Annotated in this window: 19 protein-coding genes; 9 read left to right on the top strand and 10 right to left on the bottom strand. The window is 34.2% G+C overall.

Going from position 1 to position 19,027, the window contains the following annotated elements; translation table 11 throughout:
* The first annotated feature begins 49 nt into the window (after positions 1-49).
* Entirely contained in the window at positions 50-1,390 is a 1,341-nt protein-coding gene (gene purB, locus IL45_RS12745) for an adenylosuccinate lyase (protein ID WP_036584587.1), read from the top strand.
* Positions 1,391-1,401: 11 nt separating this feature from the next.
* Here purB and IL45_RS12740 read toward each other — a convergent pair whose 3' ends face one another.
* Positions 1,402-2,097 carry a hypothetical protein gene (locus IL45_RS12740; protein ID WP_036584585.1) on the bottom strand — a complete coding sequence of 232 codons (696 nt, stop codon included), beginning with the start codon at positions 2,095-2,097 and terminating at the stop codon, positions 1,402-1,404.
* Positions 2,098-2,281: 184 nt separating this feature from the next.
* On the opposite strand from IL45_RS12740, the gene IL45_RS12735 reads away from it, so the two are divergent.
* Complete coding sequence (locus tag IL45_RS12735; RefSeq protein ID WP_036584583.1) at positions 2,282-2,452, top strand: YqaE/Pmp3 family membrane protein; 171 nt, start codon at positions 2,282-2,284, stop codon at positions 2,450-2,452.
* Here IL45_RS12735 and IL45_RS12730 read toward each other — a convergent pair.
* Positions 2,447-3,145, bottom strand: coding sequence for a hypothetical protein (locus IL45_RS12730; RefSeq protein WP_036584580.1), 699 nt, complete (start codon positions 3,143-3,145; stop codon positions 2,447-2,449). The genes IL45_RS12735 and IL45_RS12730 overlap by 6 nt on opposite strands.
* 186 nt (positions 3,146-3,331) lie before the next feature.
* Between IL45_RS12730 and IL45_RS12725 the strand changes: the two genes are divergently transcribed.
* Entirely contained in the window at positions 3,332-3,487 is a 156-nt protein-coding gene (locus IL45_RS12725; protein ID WP_036584577.1) for a YqaE/Pmp3 family membrane protein, read from the top strand.
* Between the two features lie 59 nt (positions 3,488-3,546).
* On the opposite strand, the gene mazG is transcribed toward IL45_RS12725, so the two are convergent.
* Positions 3,547-4,320 carry a nucleoside triphosphate pyrophosphohydrolase gene (mazG, locus tag IL45_RS12720; RefSeq protein ID WP_036584575.1) on the bottom strand — a complete coding sequence of 258 codons (774 nt, stop codon included), beginning with the start codon at positions 4,318-4,320 and terminating at the stop codon, positions 3,547-3,549.
* 154 nt (positions 4,321-4,474) lie between these two features.
* Here mazG and IL45_RS12715 point away from each other — a divergent pair, with 154 nt between their 5' ends.
* Positions 4,475-5,224, top strand: coding sequence for a thioredoxin family protein (locus IL45_RS12715; RefSeq protein WP_036584572.1), 750 nt, complete (start codon positions 4,475-4,477; stop codon positions 5,222-5,224).
* Here the strand turns inward: IL45_RS12715 and IL45_RS12710 are convergent.
* From IL45_RS12710 to IL45_RS12700, 3 genes are all read right to left on the bottom strand, one after another.
* Positions 5,221-6,081 (bottom strand): hypothetical protein, encoded by an 861-nt coding sequence (locus IL45_RS12710; RefSeq protein ID WP_036584570.1) that lies wholly within the window; start codon positions 6,079-6,081, stop codon positions 5,221-5,223. The two genes, IL45_RS12715 and IL45_RS12710, sit on opposite strands and share 4 nt — an antisense overlap.
* Before the next feature lie 11 nt (positions 6,082-6,092).
* A complete protein-coding gene (locus tag IL45_RS12705) occupies positions 6,093-7,556 on the bottom strand; it encodes a hypothetical protein (protein ID WP_036584568.1) in 1,464 nt (487 codons plus the stop codon).
* A 124-nt stretch (positions 7,557-7,680) separates the two neighbouring features.
* The gene (locus IL45_RS12700) at positions 7,681-8,826 is read right to left on the bottom strand and encodes a vWA domain-containing protein (RefSeq protein ID WP_081866614.1); all 1,146 of its coding nucleotides are present in this window, start codon (positions 8,824-8,826) and stop codon (positions 7,681-7,683) included.
* A gap of 193 nt (positions 8,827-9,019) precedes the next feature.
* Here IL45_RS12700 and IL45_RS12695 point away from each other — a divergent pair, with 193 nt between their 5' ends.
* Positions 9,020-9,562: an inorganic diphosphatase gene (locus tag IL45_RS12695; RefSeq protein ID WP_036584563.1), complete on the top strand. Its 543-nt coding sequence runs from the start codon at positions 9,020-9,022 to the stop codon at positions 9,560-9,562.
* 124 nt (positions 9,563-9,686) lie between these two features.
* Here IL45_RS12695 and IL45_RS12690 read toward each other — a convergent pair whose 3' ends face one another.
* The gene (locus tag IL45_RS12690) at positions 9,687-10,208 is read right to left on the bottom strand and encodes a hypothetical protein (protein ID WP_036584562.1); all 522 of its coding nucleotides are present in this window, start codon (positions 10,206-10,208) and stop codon (positions 9,687-9,689) included.
* Positions 10,209-10,265: 57 nt separating this feature from the next.
* On the opposite strand from IL45_RS12690, the gene IL45_RS12685 reads away from it, so the two are divergent.
* Entirely contained in the window at positions 10,266-10,973 is a 708-nt protein-coding gene (locus IL45_RS12685) for a hypothetical protein (protein ID WP_036584561.1), read from the top strand.
* Here IL45_RS12685 and IL45_RS12680 read toward each other — a convergent pair whose 3' ends face one another.
* The 3 genes from IL45_RS12680 to IL45_RS12670 all read right to left on the bottom strand — a co-directional run bounded on the left by IL45_RS12680 (position 10,974) and on the right by IL45_RS12670 (position 12,195).
* Positions 10,974-11,177 (bottom strand): helix-turn-helix transcriptional regulator, encoded by a 204-nt coding sequence (locus IL45_RS12680; protein WP_036584559.1) that lies wholly within the window; start codon positions 11,175-11,177, stop codon positions 10,974-10,976.
* Positions 11,177-11,629 carry a hypothetical protein gene (locus IL45_RS12675; RefSeq protein WP_036584558.1) on the bottom strand — a complete coding sequence of 151 codons (453 nt, stop codon included), beginning with the start codon at positions 11,627-11,629 and terminating at the stop codon, positions 11,177-11,179. The genes IL45_RS12680 and IL45_RS12675 overlap by 1 nt, the downstream gene beginning before the upstream one ends.
* 83 nt (positions 11,630-11,712) lie before the next feature.
* Positions 11,713-12,195: a hypothetical protein gene (locus tag IL45_RS12670; protein WP_036584555.1), complete on the bottom strand. Its 483-nt coding sequence runs from the start codon at positions 12,193-12,195 to the stop codon at positions 11,713-11,715.
* 253 nt (positions 12,196-12,448) lie between these two features.
* Here IL45_RS12670 and uvrA point away from each other — a divergent pair, with 253 nt between their 5' ends.
* The 3 genes from uvrA (at position 12,449) to IL45_RS12655 (ending at position 18,971) form a co-directional block, all read left to right on the top strand.
* Positions 12,449-15,283 (top strand): excinuclease ABC subunit UvrA, encoded by a 2,835-nt coding sequence (gene uvrA / locus IL45_RS12665; protein ID WP_036584553.1) that lies wholly within the window; start codon positions 12,449-12,451, stop codon positions 15,281-15,283.
* Between the two features lie 101 nt (positions 15,284-15,384).
* On the top strand, positions 15,385-16,074 hold the full coding sequence (locus IL45_RS12660; RefSeq protein WP_036584550.1) for an LOG family protein: 690 nt from the start codon (positions 15,385-15,387) through the stop codon (positions 16,072-16,074).
* A 107-nt stretch (positions 16,075-16,181) separates the two neighbouring features.
* A complete protein-coding gene (locus IL45_RS12655; protein WP_200875745.1) occupies positions 16,182-18,971 on the top strand; it encodes a gluzincin family metallopeptidase in 2,790 nt (929 codons plus the stop codon).
* The last annotated feature ends 56 nt before the right edge of the window (positions 18,972-19,027 follow it).

Below are 19,027 nucleotides of genomic sequence, written 5' to 3'. Positions count from 1 at the left end.
TAAATCAGCTTTTAAAATTGTAATTTAGCACGCTTTAAAGATAGAACTTATGCCTACTGCTTTACAAGCTATTTCTCCTATAGACGGTCGTTACCGTTCAAAAGTCGACACACTTGCTCCTTTCTTTTCAGAATCTGCTTTGATACGTTATCGTGTCTTGGTTGAGATTGAATATTTTATCGCTTTAAGCGAAAGCGGAATCCAACAACTCCAACCATTTCCTGAAGATACTCAAGAGCAGTTAAGAAACTTGTACCGCAACTTTACAGATGAAGATGCCCAAGCCATTAAAGACATCGAGAAAGTCACCAACCACGATGTAAAAGCCGTAGAGTATTTTATTAAAGAACAGTTCGACAAACTAGGTTTACAAGCTCATAAAGAATTCATCCATTTTGGACTGACTTCACAAGATATTAATAATACAGCCATACCACTTTCCATAAAAGATGCTGTAGAAGAAATTTACCGACCAGAAATAGAAGCACTAAAAGAAACCTTAGAAAAGCTTTCTGCAGATTGGGCAAATATTCCTATGCTAGCTCGCACACACGGGCAGCCAGCTTCTCCTACTCGATTAGGAAAAGAATTCTATGTATTTGCAGTACGACTAGATGAGCAATTAAACATGCTCGATAAAGTACAACATGCAGCAAAATTTGGCGGTGCGACAGGAAACTACAATGCACATCATGTTGCTTTTCCACAAGTAGATTGGAGAAATTTTGGTGAAGATTTTGTAGAAAGTAGACTTGGTTTAACGCACAGTTTTCCAACTACTCAAATAGAGCACTATGATCACATGGCTTCTCTATTCGATACTTTAAAACGCATCAACACCATTTTAATAGACTTAGACAGAGATATATGGACTTATATCTCCATGGACTACTTCAAGCAAAAAATTAAGAAAGGTGAAGTCGGTTCTAGCGCCATGCCTCACAAAGTAAACCCTATCGACTTTGAAAATAGTGAAGGAAACCTAGGTCTCGCAAATGCTATTTTTGAGCATCTTGCTGCAAAGTTACCTATCTCTAGATTGCAACGTGATTTAACAGATTCAACTGTATTACGTAACGTAGGTGTACCATTTGCACATACCATTATTGCTATTAAGGCAACAATGAAAGGTTTAGGAAAATTACTTCTTAATGAAGCTAAGATTGCTCAAGATTTAGAGAATAATTGGTCAGTAGTTGCAGAAGCGATTCAGACGATATTGAGACGTGAGGCTTATCCAAATCCTTATGAAGCCTTAAAAGAATTAACACGTACTAATGAGAAAATCACAGGTGATAGTATTGCTAGATTTATCGATGGCCTAGACGTAAGTGAAACTATTAAAAGTGAAATGAAAGCCATAACACCAGCTACCTTTACTGGTATATAATTTCAAAAATATCAATCTATAATAAGCACTTCTATATGAGGTGCTTTTTTATTTATAAAGCTTTTGAGTTGCTCTAATTGATCATCATTCCAATTATATTGATAAAGTCGATCTACCTTACCATGTATTGATTTCATACTAATCATTTCTTTACTCAATCGTATTTCTTGAAAATCAGTTTTAGACTCATAGTAAATGACTGAATTCATCACAAATTTTAAATGAGCCCCTTGAAAATATATTTGTATTGATGGTATAGGTGGTGTAAAAACATTGACCGCTATTACTATAAATGGTAATAGATAATAAAGACCTTCAAAAGGGTTAAAATCTTCACTTATCCAGGCTTGAATTGCATTATAAACAAAAAAACCAATAATACATGTTGAAACTGCAATCCAGAAAATATTTTTCGATTTATCATACCAACTCAAAGACACATTATTTATGGGTATAAAGGCATCGATATCACGAGGTTCTTCATAATTCAATTTTTGATAAATCATGAATGAGGATTGAATACCTACCCAAATCAATATGATTTTAAAGAAATCTATAGATTCCCAATCCCAATAAATGAGAATAACTAAACCAATCATTATAATCACACTAGCTAAAAAAAAGTAGCCAGACGATTGCTGTTTCTCTTTCAATAAGAAATAACGTTCCTCAGCAAATAGGTCAAAACTTTTTAAATATTTCAACATGAAATAAGGAGTAAACTATTAATAAAGGGTATGTCAACGCACATAAAAAACTTCTAAAGATAAAATCCTACATTAAAATGCACTATTAAGCGAGTTAATCATACCTCTCAACTTAATAAATTTATTTTATATCAATTTTAACACGTAAGGAAACATGTTCACTATACTTTTGTAGGAAAAAGCAATGAGTACTTTAACCATAATTCTTAACGTTCTAGCTCCACCTGTAAGTGTATTTATGAAAAGAGGAGTTCATAACGATTTTGCAATTAGTATTTTATTGACTTTATTATTCTTTATACCAGGTATTATTCATGCCTTTTATATTACTAGACAAAAAAACCGAGTTTTATAAAAAGTAATGTTTAAATACTTGCTGACCTTGTAATCCACTAATTTTAATAATATAAAATGTTTTAGGTTGCATCGTTAAAATCTCGAGATAGTCTTCTTCCATTCTTCTATTGATTTTCAACACTAAACGACCAGTAAGGTCATACAATTCAATCTCATAAAACTCTTTCTTACTAAAAAGCAATACGTTTTTTACAGCTTTAACACCTAAATCCTTATTGGCAATCTTATTACTTAATGTAGCCGCTTGCCATCCATAATCAGATCCTTTTAAATCTGCGCTTTGTCTAGACAGATCAGTCGTGGCGATAATAAAGTACCAATCATTTACGACAATATTGGCTGGTAAGTTCACCACGTTTAAACTAGGTTCTTCTTGATACATTCTACCAGCCACATCAATTTGTGCAACATATGCATTTAAGGTAGTGTCAAAATTAAAAACCACAAATGTATTGGTATCACTAAAGTCATCGTGATAATCCCATGTTAACGGATCAGCATCTGTTTGAAGTCCTGTATAAAGAAGTAAATTAGGATCTCCCATAGGATCAAATAAGGAATAATCACCTTGTGATCCATAAGTAATGGTAAGAATCCCAGAATTAATATCAACTGGATTGGGATTTATAACTATTTGAGCACTTAAGAATAAGCTTGCATTGAAAAAACAAAAAAGTATAAAATGTTTCATATGTGTAGTTTACAGCAACTAAAATAGAAAAATACAGATATAATCGTTCTATAAAACAACGATAATACATTCAACAAGTCTTATTACGTAAACACATCAAACAAGTTAATATATTATCAATTCAATAATTTTTAAGAAAAAAAGTTAAAAATTGATATAACTTTGAGTAAATCAAAAACATCAATCATGAGTATTCTAACCATTATTTTAAACATTTTTATTCCACCAGTAGGTGTCGCAATGAATAAAGGAATAGGTAAAGATTTTATAATAAATTTAATTCTTACCCTAATATTTTTTGTTCCAGGAGTTATACATGCCTTCTATGTAACTGCCAAATAATGCCACAAAACATATATATATTTAAAAAGCCAACTTATCAAAAGTTGGCTTTTTTTATATTATATCTTCTTAGCTTCATTCCAGTACACATCCATCTCTGCCAGTGTCATATCATTTAGTTGCTTCCCTATTTCTTTGGCCTTGGTTTCTAAATACTGAAAGCGTTTTATAAATTTCTTATTAGTTCTCTCTAAGGCATCTTCGGGATTCACTCCTAGATGTTTTCCGTAATTGACTAAAGAAAATAGTACGTCACCAAATTCGGCTTCAATCTTATCTTGATCTCCTTTATCAACCTCAACTTGCAATTCATCTAGTTCTTCTTCTAGCTTTTCTTTTACCTGTTCTGGTTTTTCCCAGTCAAAACCTACACCTGCTACTTTATCTTGGATACGAGAGCTTTTAACCAGTGCTGGCAAGGATTTAGGCACACCTTCTAGAACACTGCTTTTTCCTTCTTTAAGTTTAAGAGCTTCCCAGTTTTTCTTTACCTCTTCTTCATCTGCTACCTCAACATCTGCATAGATGTGTGGATGTCTAGAAATTAATTTATCACAAATACCATTTGCCACAGTACCTATATCCCACTCATCAGTCTCTGATCCTATTTTAGAGTAAAAGACAATATGCAACAACAAATCGCCCAACTCTTTAGGAATCTCTGCTCTATCATTATCTAAAATTGCATCACCTAACTCATAGGTTTCTTCAATGGTTAAATGACGTAAAGATTCTAGCGTTTGCTTACGGTCCCATGGACAACCTTCTCTCAGTTCATCCATTATAGTTAATAACCTATCCAGTGCTGCGAGTTGCTCTTTTCTATTATTCATGTTTTCTATAACTATGTAAATGGTTTTTCTATTATTAAATTGTGAGGTATAGCAGTTATATTTGTTACGCTTTCGCGAAAGCGTAATTCAATCAATCCTATCGCCACAATAAAGATGGCATAAAATTAGTTCCTATTATATCAAACAATCCGATATGCGACAGATACTTTTAAGCTTTTTTGCACTTGTTATAACCATTCCAACTCTAGCCCAAAACTGGGTCACTGATGAAAGTATGGAAGAAACTGTAATGTTAGAGGACAACCAGCTTAAGGTTTTATACTTTACAGCGTCTTGGTGTGGTCCATGTCGTTATATGAAACCCATCATGCAAGACATTGATGAGGATGAAACCGTGGATACCACAGTATACTTTATGGATACCGACAGTAATATTGCCGACGATATTTTAAAAGTGAATTCGATTCCTGCCTACTTTTTTATTAAAAACGGGCGTGTGCTAGGTCGTACAGGTAGCGCCGTTAAACGTGAAGATATGGTTGATATGATAGAAAGACATGACGACATGACTATTGTAGGAAACCTACTTGCCTACCGTGGCAAACCTTCAAAACATGAACTAATTGCAGGTGCTAACCCTAAACTGACAGTAGAAAATCTAGAGACCATCTGGTATGATGCGCACCAACTCAATGCATTATCTTGGAAAATTTATCAAAAACTTACTGATCCACAAGATATAGCTTGCGCACTTATTTTAATTCAACGCTCAATTGAGCTTGAAGAGTTTACTTCTAACCTAGAAACCTATGCGCACTTACTCGCTAAAAATGGTGAAAATAGAAAAGCTCTTAAAATGGCTAAAAAAGCAAAAAGAAAAGCCGAAAAGAATAATGAGTTTACTGGAATTATTGAGGAGTTGATTACAAAATTAGAAGCTTAAGTTTCAAAAAGCAGGTTTTCTAGTTCAATAAAACATTCTATATATCGTTCTTCATCTTCATTATCCAATCCATCAATAATACATTGATATAATAGTTTACTTTGTCGATTAGGTGAAATGGATTGCATATTTTGAAGCTCTTTCTTATAAGTATCATTATCAACATACTCAGACAATCTTAACCTAGAGGCGGCATATTTTTGAACATTCTTATGTTTATCATCGATGGAGTCCAATAATTGATATGCTTTTTTGAAATCACCTTGATTCATGTACGACTCTGCTTCTAAATAGATATTATTCGCCTCCATTAGGCCATTTAAAAAAATCATAGAATTAGATCCATATCTACTGGCAAATTGATTTACGTTTTGACCTAGACTTAATCCATCATAAACGCTATATATGTTTGCTATTTCAAATTCCTTTTGACTATTAGGAGAAATATAGAAAACTAAATAATTATAGAAAGATTCTTCATTCTCCAGAATGTAAGTAAGCCTTATAACATCATCTTTTTTATGAATGTGTAACAAATTTAATTTTGAAGCATTTACAGCAAGATGTTCAAATAAATTATTATTAAATGTTTCAAACATCTGGTGAATAATGTTCAATACAATTTGAGGTGGTTTTTCACCTGGTCGCAATTCAGGTATTCTTACCCTTTTTGAGAATTCAATAGCATCAAAATAATCAGATAAAACAGCTGCCTTGTCATGGTTATAAGCATCTTGAATAATATTAGCTAGTTCTTCTGCCTTAAGTCGCTCTTTTTCTGTCATTTCTTGAAGTTGCACTTTATCAGCACAACTCCACAGAAATAACGGTATAATGAATAATAGTAATCTTTTCAAAAGTTATTATTTTAAATCCCTTTGATAAAACTACTGTATAAATCATTAAATTGATATCCTTCAGTAAATCGTTTTTTACTTAATTTATCAAACTCTACTAAAGACCATAAAATAAATTCTTTCAAGAAATAACGATCTTCCATAGGGAATTCTGGCTGGTATTTTTCAACTAGGTCTGTTAATGGCGTTACCTGATCTAATAATGCTTTATAATCTGCATCATTGAGTTCATCAAGTAATTCTAAGCCATCATTATTAAAGAACCATTCTAGTAGCTTGTCATAAGGCGTTTCTTCATCCGGTTTTTGAAGTTTCTTAATTTCAGGAAAATATTCTGGGAACAATTTCTTTGTCGCATCTCCTATTAATTCATTTGCAACAAAGGCAGCACCTTCTTGCTCTCCTTCATAGACCAACTCTATTTTACCAGTAATAGAAGGAATGACACCAGTGAAGTCTGAGAAGCGTAATGTGGTGGAATCGTCTCCATTCATCAGTGCACGACGCTCTGCAGTACTCAATAAGTTTTCATAAGCAGTGATGCTCATACGTGCACTTACACCACTCTTTTCATCTACATATTCACTATCACGTGCACAAAAACTAATTTGTTCTAACAAGTCTTTTGCTAATTCTGGAACAATTACGGTGTTTTCAGTACGTTCATCCTTACGAGCTTCTTGTTGTGTAATCGTTTTGGCGATTTCTATGGTTTCTGGATAGTGCGTTAAAATTTGTGAACCTATACGATCTTTAAGCGGTGTAACGATACTACCTCGATTGGTATAATCCTCAGGATTTGCCGTGAATAGAAATTGCATATCAAGCTCTAACCTCAACTTAAAACCGCGTATTTGAATATCGCCTTCTTGCAGAATATTGAATAATGCTACTTGAATACGTGCTTGTAGATCTGGTAATTCATTGATAACAAAAATGCATCGATTGGCACGTGGTATCATTCCATAGTGGATCACTCGGTCGTCTGCATAGCTTAGTTTAAGGTTTGCCGCTTTTATAGGATCTATATCACCTATTAAATCTGCCACGGTAACATCTGGTGTGGCAAGTTTTTCATAGAAACGTTCATCTCTATGCAACCACGAGATGGGTGTTTTGTCACCATGTTTTTCTATCAACTCAATGGCAGTCCTGGATAATGGTGCTAATGGATCGTCATGTATCTCACTATCTGATATATATGGAATATACTCATCCAGCAAACCTGTCATTAATCGTGCGAGTCGGGTTTTTGCCTGACCACGCAATCCAAGTAAGTTGATATTATGCCTGGATAAAATAGCACGTTCTAATTCTGGAATTACGGTATTTTCATAACCATGAATCCCTGTAAAAGAATCGACTCCTTTTTTTATATTTTCTCTTAGGTTATCTCTTAGTTCATCTTTTATAGATCTCGATTTCCATCCTGACTTTTTAAGTTGACCTAAGGTATTTATTTTTTCTATGTTCATGTTTTTGTCTCCGTTTACAGTAGGCAGTTTACAGTTTGTATTAACATTTATGGTTAGTTAAAACATAGCCTTCGACAAGCTCTGACTGACATTGTATATTATTTTATGATACTTCTGTTTAATTTTACTTCAATCTCTTCTTTCTATTTGCTTCATAGTCTGTAAAGATCATTTCACCTAGACCTTGCAGTCCGGTAAAAAAGGCTTTTCCTTGATTAGCTTCGGTGAATTCATCTACAAATCGTTGTAGATAAGGATCGTTGGCTATCATAAATGTGGTTATAGGAATATGTAATCTACGTGCTTGTGCCGCCATGGTATAACACTTCTCTACGATGTACTCATCGAGTCCATTACTGTTTTTATAATATCGACCATCTTTTAATCGCAAACAACTCGGTTTCCCATCTGTGATCATAAAGATTTGCTTATTGGTATTACGCTTGCGACGCAGTATATCCATGGCTAATTGTAATCCAGCTACCGTGTTGGTATGATAAGGACCTACTTTGAGGTAAGGCAAATCGGCAATTTTTATGGGCCACGCATCATTCCCAAAAACGATAATATCTAAAGTGTCTTTAGGATAACGAGTCGTTATTAACTCTGCCAGTGCCATCGCTACTTTTTTTGCAGGTGTGATGCGATCTTCTCCATACAAAATCATGGAGTGTGAGATATCGATCATCAAAACGGTAGACATTTGCGCTTTAAACTGTGTGTCTTCTACCACTAGATCATCTTCAGTCAGGTTAAAGTTTCCCATACCATGATTGATATGCGCATTGCGCAAACTCTCAGTCATAGAAATACGGTCCAATCCATCACCAAAACGATAAGCTCTATAATCTCCACTGTGTTCATCACCTTGGCCTAGTTTACCTGTTTTATGATTCCCGCTATTCCCTTTACGCATGTTACCAAAGATTTGTTCTAGGGCATGCTTGCGTAATAGTTGTTCTGTCTTTGCAGTGATTGTAAAACCGGCTGGGTTTTCATCATCACCACTTCCATCACCGCCGGCGTTGGGATCAATTTCTTGCTTTATAAATCCACGTTCTAATAGATCATTAATAAAATCATCAACAGTGTAATCTGGTGTGGTAAGTTTATATTCTTTATCAAGCTCACGCAGCCAGTCAATGGCCTCATCAAAATCACCTGAAGTGTGTGTAATAAGTTCTTTAAAAATCCCAAATAGTTTATCAAAAGGATCAACATCTTTAGGGTTAAAAAGTTCAAATTTAAATCCTGCTCTTTCTTGCATCATAGGTTAAAGATAGTCGTGAAAAATGGCATTTCCTTCCTTGAAGATTCAATTTAACATGGGTTTAAAGTTTAGAAATGGGTAAAAAAATCTGTTTTAGGTGTAAACTGACCACTTTTATCGATAAGTTAATCAGAAAATGCTTTCGCGAAAGCGTAAACCATACTACTTTTGCTGCCTTGAAAAACAGAGAACTATGAGACAACATCCATGGCATGATGTAAGTTATGGCGAAGATGCGCCAGAAAAAGTAATGGGAATTATTGAAATCCCTAAGAATACAAGAGCAAAATATGAATTAGATAAAGATTCTGGTATGTTGATACTGGATAGAGTTATCTATTCTTCTATGTATTATCCAACCAACTATGGTTTTATCCCACAAACCTATTGTGATGATGAAGATCCACTAGATATTCTAGTACTTTCTCAAATAGAGATTGTACCTATGTGTTTGGTAGAGGCTAAAGTAATAGGTGTCATGCAAATGTTAGATGGTGGCGAGATGGACGATAAAATTATCGCTGTTGCTGCAAACGACATGTCTGTTGCTCACTTTAATGATGTAAGTGAATTACCAGAATTCTGGAAAAAAGAAATGCGTAATTTCTTCCAAGATTATAAAAAATTAGAAAATAAAACTGTAGAGGTTGAAGAGTTTCAAGGTCGTGATAAGGCGATGGAAATCGTTAAACAATCTATTGAAGATTATAAAAAGAAGTTTCCTAACAATCAATAGGCCTTCTACTTACCTACTTTAAGTAGTGATGTAAAAAAAATCCAGCTCTAAGAGCTGGATTTTTTTTTGAAAATATTTTACCGCAGTATTCATCAGCTCAAAGTTGAAGATGCCATTCCTTAAACTACTTACCACTACCTTTAAACTGCTGTTCTTTACTAGCAAATAATACGTTAAATGTCGTTAAGCTACCATATATCCTTGTAATGTACTGTTGTAAATCAACTTTAGCCTGATCATCTAGATCTGAGCTATTGATCTTTTGCTCCATAACACGTAGTCTATCTCGCAGCATGACAATTTTATGCCAGAAAGTGTTAATAGGTATTTCTTTTACAGACAGGTTAGAATCTGCTGGTTTGAGCACCATAGTACCATTCTTATACTTATCTGCAAGAGGAACGATTTGCGTCACATCAGAGAATCGTTCTAATATCTCTCTTAAGCTTTTCTCTACTTCATAAAAACTTACCGTATCCACGTCATCCTCACAGGCCTCTATAACCTCAAATTCTTCATCCAGATCTAATGTCTCTAATCCGTCTTTTTGAAAAGTAACCCAATAATGTTTTGCAGTAACATTAGTAACAACACCAAAACCATATGTGTCATGATTAATTCTTGAGCCTATTCCTAGTAATTTCATTTGTTATATTATTATGTCCATTATCTTTGACCCGAAATTGCACAAAAACATTCAGCTTTGAAAAAAATCGGAAGAATTTTATTAAAAATCGTTCTAGGGATACTTGCGTTACTTTTAGTCGTTTTTATCGTTTTAAAAATAGTTTTTAATGACGATGTACCGCAAGGAGAAAAAGGTGCTGCGGCAGATGAGCTAGGATATGCTATCCTTGAGTCGATTAACAATAAAGAATTTACGCAAGTAAAAGAAATTCATTGGACTTTTAGAGGTGTCAATAAATATGTATGGAAAGTCCAGCAAAACGCGGTGGATGTTTACTGGGAAGACTATAAAGTTGCTTACGCAACTCAATATCCACAAATAAGTTTTGCATGGAAAGGTGATCAAAAACTGAGTGGTAAAGAATTAGAAGATGCCATTGCCTATGCTTCAAAAAACTTTAATAATGATAGTTTTTGGGTTGTTGCGCCTTATAAAATTTTTGATATTGGCACAGAGCGCGAGCTCATTGAAGAGGATGGGAAAAGAAAACTACTAGTACGTTATAAATCTGGCGGCACTACTCCAGGTGATGTTTATGTATGGGAAGTTGATGAAGATAATAAACCTGTTGCTTTTAAAATGTGGGTAAGTATTATTCCTTTTGATGGTATCGAGGCAAAATGGAGCGATTGGAAAATGACGGATGGTGGTTTTCCTTTACCAACTACACGTAGCCTGTATGGTATAGAAATTCCCGTTACTGATGTGAAAGTGATGAAATAATCACTCATCACTTTCTTCAAGAATAAAAATATCTTCAACAGGTACTTTAAAAAGTCTAGCCATTTTGAGAGCTAGTACGGTTGATGGTACATATCTATTTTTCTCAATAGAACTTATCGTTTGTCTAGATACACCAATAGCTTGAGCTAATTCTGTTTGATTCATCTGATGGATCGCACGTTGTACATGAACTGTATTCTTCATTACAACTGCTTTTTAAAAATCTGAAAGTACATTAGATAATAAAACAGATATGAAGAGATAATAAAGAAAAAACTCTGATTATATTCCCATTCCTGTGGTAACTCATCTTTGATACTATTAATTGTAACGACTACTATTCTCATCATCAATAGTGTAAATGTCCCTAATACAAATGCAAATGCAAACGCTCGATACCTTAATCTTTTAATGCGTTCATCTTCATTTTTATCTTTAGCTAGTGTCATCATAAAAAGACCAACTAAAATAAAATGCATACACAATTCCTTAAAAAAAAGAACATGATCACCTGCCTGTAAGGCTACTATTGTCATTGTAAGAATAGAAAGAACACATACTCCTATACCTATCCATAAAAATGAAGCTGGTAATAATGGAAATGCACCACCTTTTTTTTCTAACTCGCAAAATCTTTTTAAAACAGAATTTTTCATATTGTAAAGTTATTTTATAATAATGACAAATATACTTTACATTATGGAAAGAATACTATATTTTACAAATTATTATTTTTTATTTACTCAATAGTCTCATATTTGATGTACTCTTCTACATCTTCAGATTCTGTCTCATTATATATTTGCCAAAGTTGATAATAGTCTACAGATAATCTATTGTAATATAGATTACTGACTAATATAACTTTAGCGACAATTAAGTAGGTATGCCATAGCGCCGCTTGATAATCTCCACTTATATGAAGAAAAATAGTTACTAGAATCCCTAAAATAATAGACCAACGCAAACATACTGACGTATATAAACCGGTTAAGATAAGGACACCTATAAACAGCTCAACAAATGGTAGAAATGGGGATACTATTCCTAGTAAACTTTGAAAACCGGTCTTATTAGAATAATTAATACTATCTAGGTAAAAAGCATCAAAATCAAAAAGATTTAAACTAGCATGATAGATTAAATATGCACCTAGAATTGTTCTTAAAAGGAAATAAGCGACAGAGAATTGGTCATTTTGGGTTTGGTATAAATGCTTCATAAAAGCGTATTTTAAAGATTAATAGATATTATAGACGTGTTTAATTCTCCTTTGGTTTTTAAAAAGTTGTTTTTTAGACCATTTTCCATTTTGTCTGTTTAACCGTATAAATCAATTAATACAAAAAGGATGAACAGTACGTTAAACAAGTTAATCAACGTAACAATCCTATGAACAATATCACATAACTTTAAGTAGACTTTAAACTCTATATTAAAGCGCTTTAAGTAACTTCGCAAGATTGCAAAAAACTATGGCGAGACCTCAAGAATTTATTGAAGTAAAAGGTGCAAGAGCACATAATCTTAAGAATATCGATATTGATATACCACGTGAGCAATTAGTGGTGATCACTGGTTTATCTGGTTCAGGTAAATCATCGCTAGCATTTGATACTATATATGCTGAAGGTCAGCGCCGTTATATAGAAACATTCAGTGCCTATGCACGCCAGTTTTTAGGTGGATTAGAACGTCCAGATGTAGATAAAATAGATGGCCTTTCTCCAGTAATCGCTATCGAACAAAAAACGACCAGTAAAAGTCCGCGTAGTACAGTAGGAACGATTACAGAGATTTATGACTTTTTAAGACTGCTTTTTGCAAGAGCCAGTGATGCTTATTCTTATAACACAGGTAAGAAGATGGTAAGCTATAGCGACGAGCAAATAAGGGACCTTATTATTGATGAATATAAAGGAGACCGCATCAACATTCTTGCGCCAGTCATTAATTCAAGAAAAGGACATTATCGCGAGCTGTTTGAATCTATTGCAAAACAAGGTTTTGTAAAAGTACGTGTAGATGGTGTCATTCTAGACATTCAAAAAGGGATGAAGCTAGACCGTTATAAAACACACGATATTGAAATAGTTATAGATCGTATTGTACCTGGCGATAGTGAAGAAGATATTAAAAGATTAGATGCTTCCATAAATACAGCAATGTATCACGGGAACGATATTCTTATGCTGGTTAAAGCTGGCGATAAAGAAGGACGTTATTTCTCTAGAACATTAATGTGTCCAGAAACAGGCATCTCTTATCCAGAACCTGAACCTAATAACTTCTCATTTAACTCACCTAAAGGTGCCTGTCCAAAGTGTAATGGTATCGGGAAATTATACCAGGTAAATCCAGATAAAATATTACCAGACCACAGCATTTCAATCTCTAAAGGTGGTCTCGCGCCTTATCCTACCATGAAGAAGGATTGGATTTTTAAGCAGCTGGATCTAATCGCTCAAAAGTTTAATTTTAAACTTACTGATCCCATAAATAAAATTCCAGAAGAGGCTATTCAAATGATTCTTTATGGTGGTAATGAGTCTTTGGAAGTTAATTCTAAAGACCTAGGTGTAAAACGTAAGTACAAAATAGATTTTGAAGGTATTGCAAACTTTATAGATCAGACTTTTACAAATAATGATAGTACCTCTCTACAACGTTGGGCAAAAGAGTTTATGGATCATATAGACTGTCCATCTTGTGAAGGAGCACGATTGCGCAAAGAATCGCTCTATTTCAAGGTTAATGAAATGAACATCGCGCAGTTAGCAAATATGGACATCGCAGAACTGGTAGAATGGTTCGATGGTTTGGGAAGCACGCTTTCGCGAAAGCAAGAACAGATAGCCACAGAGCTCTTAAAAGAAATACGTGTTAGATTGCAATTTCTGCTAGATGTAGGACTGGACTATCTATCGCTAAATCGTAGTGCCAAATCACTTTCAGGTGGCGAGGCACAAAGAATAAGACTTGCTACTCAAATAGGCTCACAATTAGTAGGTGTTTTATATATACTTGATGAACCTAGTATTGGACTACATCAACGAGATAATGAGAAATTAATTAATTCCCTAGAGTCTTTAAGGGACACTGGTAACAGTGTGGTAGTTGTAGAACATGATAAAGATATGATTGAGCGTGCAGACTATGTTATAGACATAGGTCCACGGGCAGGAAAATATGGTGGAGAAATCATTTCAAAAGGTACACCGGCAGAAATACTTAATCATGATACACTTACCGCTCAGTATATGAATGGTAAGCTAGAAATTGATGTCCCTAAAACAAGACGTAAAGGAAACGGTGAGAAAATATCGCTTAAAGGTTGCACCGGTAATAACCTTAAGAATGTTTCCATCGATTTGCCACTAGGTAAAATGATTGTCGTGACTGGAGTATCTGGTAGCGGTAAATCAACCATGATTAATGAGACGCTCTACCCTATCATGAATGCTCATTTTTTTAATGGAGTAAAAATACCTAAACCTTATAAAAGCATTAAAAATCTAGATGCAGTAGATAAAGTAATTGACATTAACCAAAGTCCTATAGGAAGAACACCACGTTCCAATCCAGCAACTTATACTAAAACCTTTGACGAGATAAGAAGTCTATTTGCTAAAACTCCAGAAGCATTGATACGTGGTTATAAGCCAGGTAGATTTAGCTTTAATGTAGTGGGCGGACGTTGTGAGACCTGTAAAGGTGGTGGATTGCGTGTGATAGAAATGAATTTTTTACCTGATGTTTATGTCACTTGTGAGACCTGTCAGGGAAAACGATTCAATAGGGAAACACTAGAAATACGTTATAAAGGAAAATCAATAAGTGATGTTCTTAATATGACTATTAATGAAGCAACAGACTTCTTTGAACCTATTCCTAAAATTTATCGCAAATTAAAAACGATAAAAGATGTAGGTCTAGGGTATATCACGCTAGGACAGCAATCCACTACTCTATCTGGTGGAGAAGCGCAACGTATTAAACTTGCCAGTGAATTATCTAAAAGAGATACTGGTAATACTTTTTATATACTAGATGAACCTACTACAGGATTGCATTTTGAAGATATTAGAGTATTATTGCTAGTTCTTAATAAATTAGTCGATAAAGGAAATACAGTACTAATTATTGAGCATAATATGGATGTGATTAAAATTGCTGATCATATTATAGATGTAGGTCCAGAAGGTGGACGTGGTGGTGGAGAAATTCTCGCTACCGGAACACCAGAAAAGGTCGCAAAACATAAAACGAGTCACACTGCACGATTCTTGAAGAAAGAATTAGGCATGTGATGCACTTTCAATAAAACAATTATTGCTATTAATCATGAATAGCAATAAAACACAACGATTAAGTGGTAAAGCGCCAGTTTAATTAAGAAATTAAAAATATTATGAGAAAAGAAGCTAGAGAAAAAGGATGGAATGAAAAGAAGACTAACGACAGTTGGGCTACTTTTAAAATATTATCTGAATTTGTAATGGGATTTGAGCGCATGAGTCGTATCGGTCCATGTGTGTCTATTTTTGGTAGCGCACGATTAAAACCAGATAATAAATACTATCAACTAGCGACAGAAATTGCTGGTAAAATTGTAGATAATGGCTATGGTGTTATCACCGGTGGTGGACCTGGTATTATGGAAGCAGGTAATAAAGGTGCGCACCTTAATGGTGGTACATCTGTAGGTTTAAATATAGCATTGCCTTTTGAACAGCATGATAACCCATATATCGATCACGATAAGAGTCTAGATTTTGACTACTTTTTTGCAAGAAAAGTAATGTTTGTAAAATATTCTCAAGGTTTTGTAGTAATGCCAGGAGGATTCGGTACGTTAGATGAGTTGTTTGAAGCAATTACCTTAATTCAAACTAATAAGATTGGTAAGTTCCCTATCATTCTAGTAGGAACTGAATTCTGGAGTGGATTACTAGATTGGATTAAAGGCACACTAGATAAGAAGTTCTTTACTATTAGTCCTGAAGACATCGATTTACTACATATTGTGGACACATCAGATGAGGCTGTTGCTATTATCAATGAGTTTTATCAGAAGTATGATTTAAGTCCTAACTTCTAAAACTTAAAACTAATCTCGTATTTTATTCGTTAATATTCTGTACACTGCTAACCTACCAAAGCAAATACCATAACGATTTGAGAAAACTTACGTTTATTTTGCTTTTGATGTTGTCTTGTATTTCACAAGCACAGCACTCACATCATATGATCGCTACTTTAGAATCAGAGTCTGATGTTTTGCATATCAAAGACTCTATGATTGTAAAAAACGACAGCGATGTGAGTTGGGATAAAATAGTAATGCTGGATTGGGCACATGCTTTCAGTTCTAAAGATACACCGCTAGCCAATCGATTTGCCGAGGATTTTAAAAATAAATTTCAATTTGCTCCAGAAGATGATCGTGGTAAAACGGTCTTTAAATCTTCCACAGCAAATTTAGACTTTACAATAAAAAGGCTACCTCATCAAGTTGATATTATCGAGTTAATACTTAATGAGCCTTTATTACCAGGCGCATCTAAAACAATTGTTTGGCAATATGATATAGTAATACCAGAAGATGACTTTACAGGTTATGGTAAAAGTAGTACAGGCAATTATGCATTGCGTTACTGGTATATCACGCCAGCAGTATTTGATCAAGGTGAATGGCAATATTTCTCGCATAAAGGAATTAACGACTACTATCCAGCTTTAGCAAATTACTCTTTATCCTTGCACCTGCCTACTTCTCATCAAGTAGTGACTAATGCACCTATTATAACTTCTGGATTAACAGATTACAAAAACAGTTATTTATTAAAGGGCAACCACCTAGCCCATGTAGAGCTTTACCTTGAACAAAATCTTCAACGTTATAAAAACTTTGGTGTTCCTGATTTAAATGTTACCACAGATATTGAAGATGGTGATGTACCACCAGAATTAAAAGCTTTATTCATTGACCGTATTTCTGGATTTTTGAATGAAAAATTAGGGGCATATGCATATCCTAATATGCTCATTACAGATCGATATTATAGAGAAGATCCTGTTTATGGTTTAAGTTCACTACCTAGCTTTATCAATCCTTTTCCTGCTGGCTTTACTTATGAAATAAAAGTCATTAAAGCCATGACCAGAAAATGGTTAGAAAGTGGTGCCAGATTACATCCCAGAGATGAAAACTGGCTACAAGATGGTATGATGGTCTATTTATTACAACAATATAACCAGACCTATTATCCAAATTTAAAAATAGCAGGTAAGCTTAGTAATATTTGGGGAATAAGAGGATTCAATATCACACAATTAGATTTTAATGATCAGTATAACTTTTTATACTTAAACACCGCTCGATTGAATCTAGATCAAAGTATCACAACTAGATCAGACTCACTGGTAAAGTACAATCAACAATTAGGAATCATCAATAAAGCTGCTATAGGCTTAAAATATCTTCAAGATTATTCTGGCAATAATTCTGTAGACCAGACGATTAAAGAGTTTTATCAAAAAAATAAGTTGAAATTATCTCACGTCAGTGATTTTAAAACTATTCTAGAAAGTAAGAACACTAAAGACATCGACTGGTTCTTTAAAGATTATATTACAAAATACACTCGCATGGATTGGAAAATCAAGCGAGTAAAAAAAATAGGTGATTCCGTAAAAGTATTTCTTAAAAACAAATCAGATCGAGATCTTCCTATAGCACTCTACAGTCTCGATAAAGATAGTATCGTTGAAAAAATATGGATTGATCATGTTGTAGAAGATACTGTGATTACGCTTTCGCGAAAGCGTGCCAATAGAATTTCTCTCAATTATGAAAAACTCATACCAGAGTTTACCATGCATGATAACTATAAAACTTTAAAAGGATTTGCTCAAAATAGACCTATTGAATTCAGACTTTTTAAAGACATTGAAGATCCAGAAAGAGCACAAGTTTTCTTAATGCCTGACTTAGGATTTAATGTGTATGATGGAGTCACTGTAGGAGCACGATTTTCAAATGGGACATTATTACCTAAGCCATTCAGATATACTATAAAACCTATTTATGGTCTAAACTCTAACAAAGTAATTGGATCTGTCGGTTTATCTTATACACATAATTTAGAAAAACATGATGAGAGCATTTATTTTGTGCGCTATGGCGTGTCTGCAAATCGTTTTTCTTATGCAGATGATTTACTGTACCGTCGTGCGAGTGCCTGGCTTAATTTAGGTTTCAGACCTAAAGATTTGCGTAGCAATAAAAGATCATTTCTTACCTTCAGAAACGTATTAGTAGATAGGGATAGAGATCCTGCAAATCCAGTTAATGAGCCCGATTATAACGTTTTCTCAATCAACTATAATAATCAAGATCGTAACTTTAAGAGATATTTTAGCTATAACGCAGGCGTTGAAGTCTCTAGCAGATTTAGTAAGGCGACATTCAGAACACAGTGGAGAAAACTGTTTAAAGACAATAGACAATTAAACATCAGATTTTTTAGCGGTGCATTTTTACATAACGAGACTCAAAATGATGGAAACTTTTTCTCATTTGCACTAGACCGACCTACAGATTACCTATTTGATTATAATTATTATGGTCGCTCAGATGAAAGTGGTTTCTTCTCACAACAACTTATCATTGCCGAAGGTGGCTTTAAATCACAACTAGAAACACCATACGCAAACCAATTTATAAGCACGGTTAATACATCATACAGTATCTGGAAATATGTATTTGCATATGCAGATGTAGGTGTGGTTAAAAACCGTAACACTCCACTTGCTGGCGTTTATGATTCTGGTTTAAGGTTAAATTTATTACAAGATTATTTTGAAGTCTACTTACCTATTTATAGTAGTAATGGCTGGGAAGTAGGTCAAGGCGATTATGACCAGCGAGTAAGATTTATACTCACACTAGATTTAAATACTCTTACTGGTTTGTTTACGAGGCGTTGGTATTAGAAAGGCTATTGCATCTCGACTGCTTAATCATTACCTTTGCAATTATAGAAAAAGCG

This window comes from Nonlabens ulvanivorans, assembly GCF_000732625.1.
GTDB lineage: Bacteria > Bacteroidota > Bacteroidia > Flavobacteriales > Flavobacteriaceae > Nonlabens > Nonlabens ulvanivorans.
Note: the sequence above shows the minus strand (reverse complement) of the source record. Positions and strands in the feature narration are given on the sequence as shown.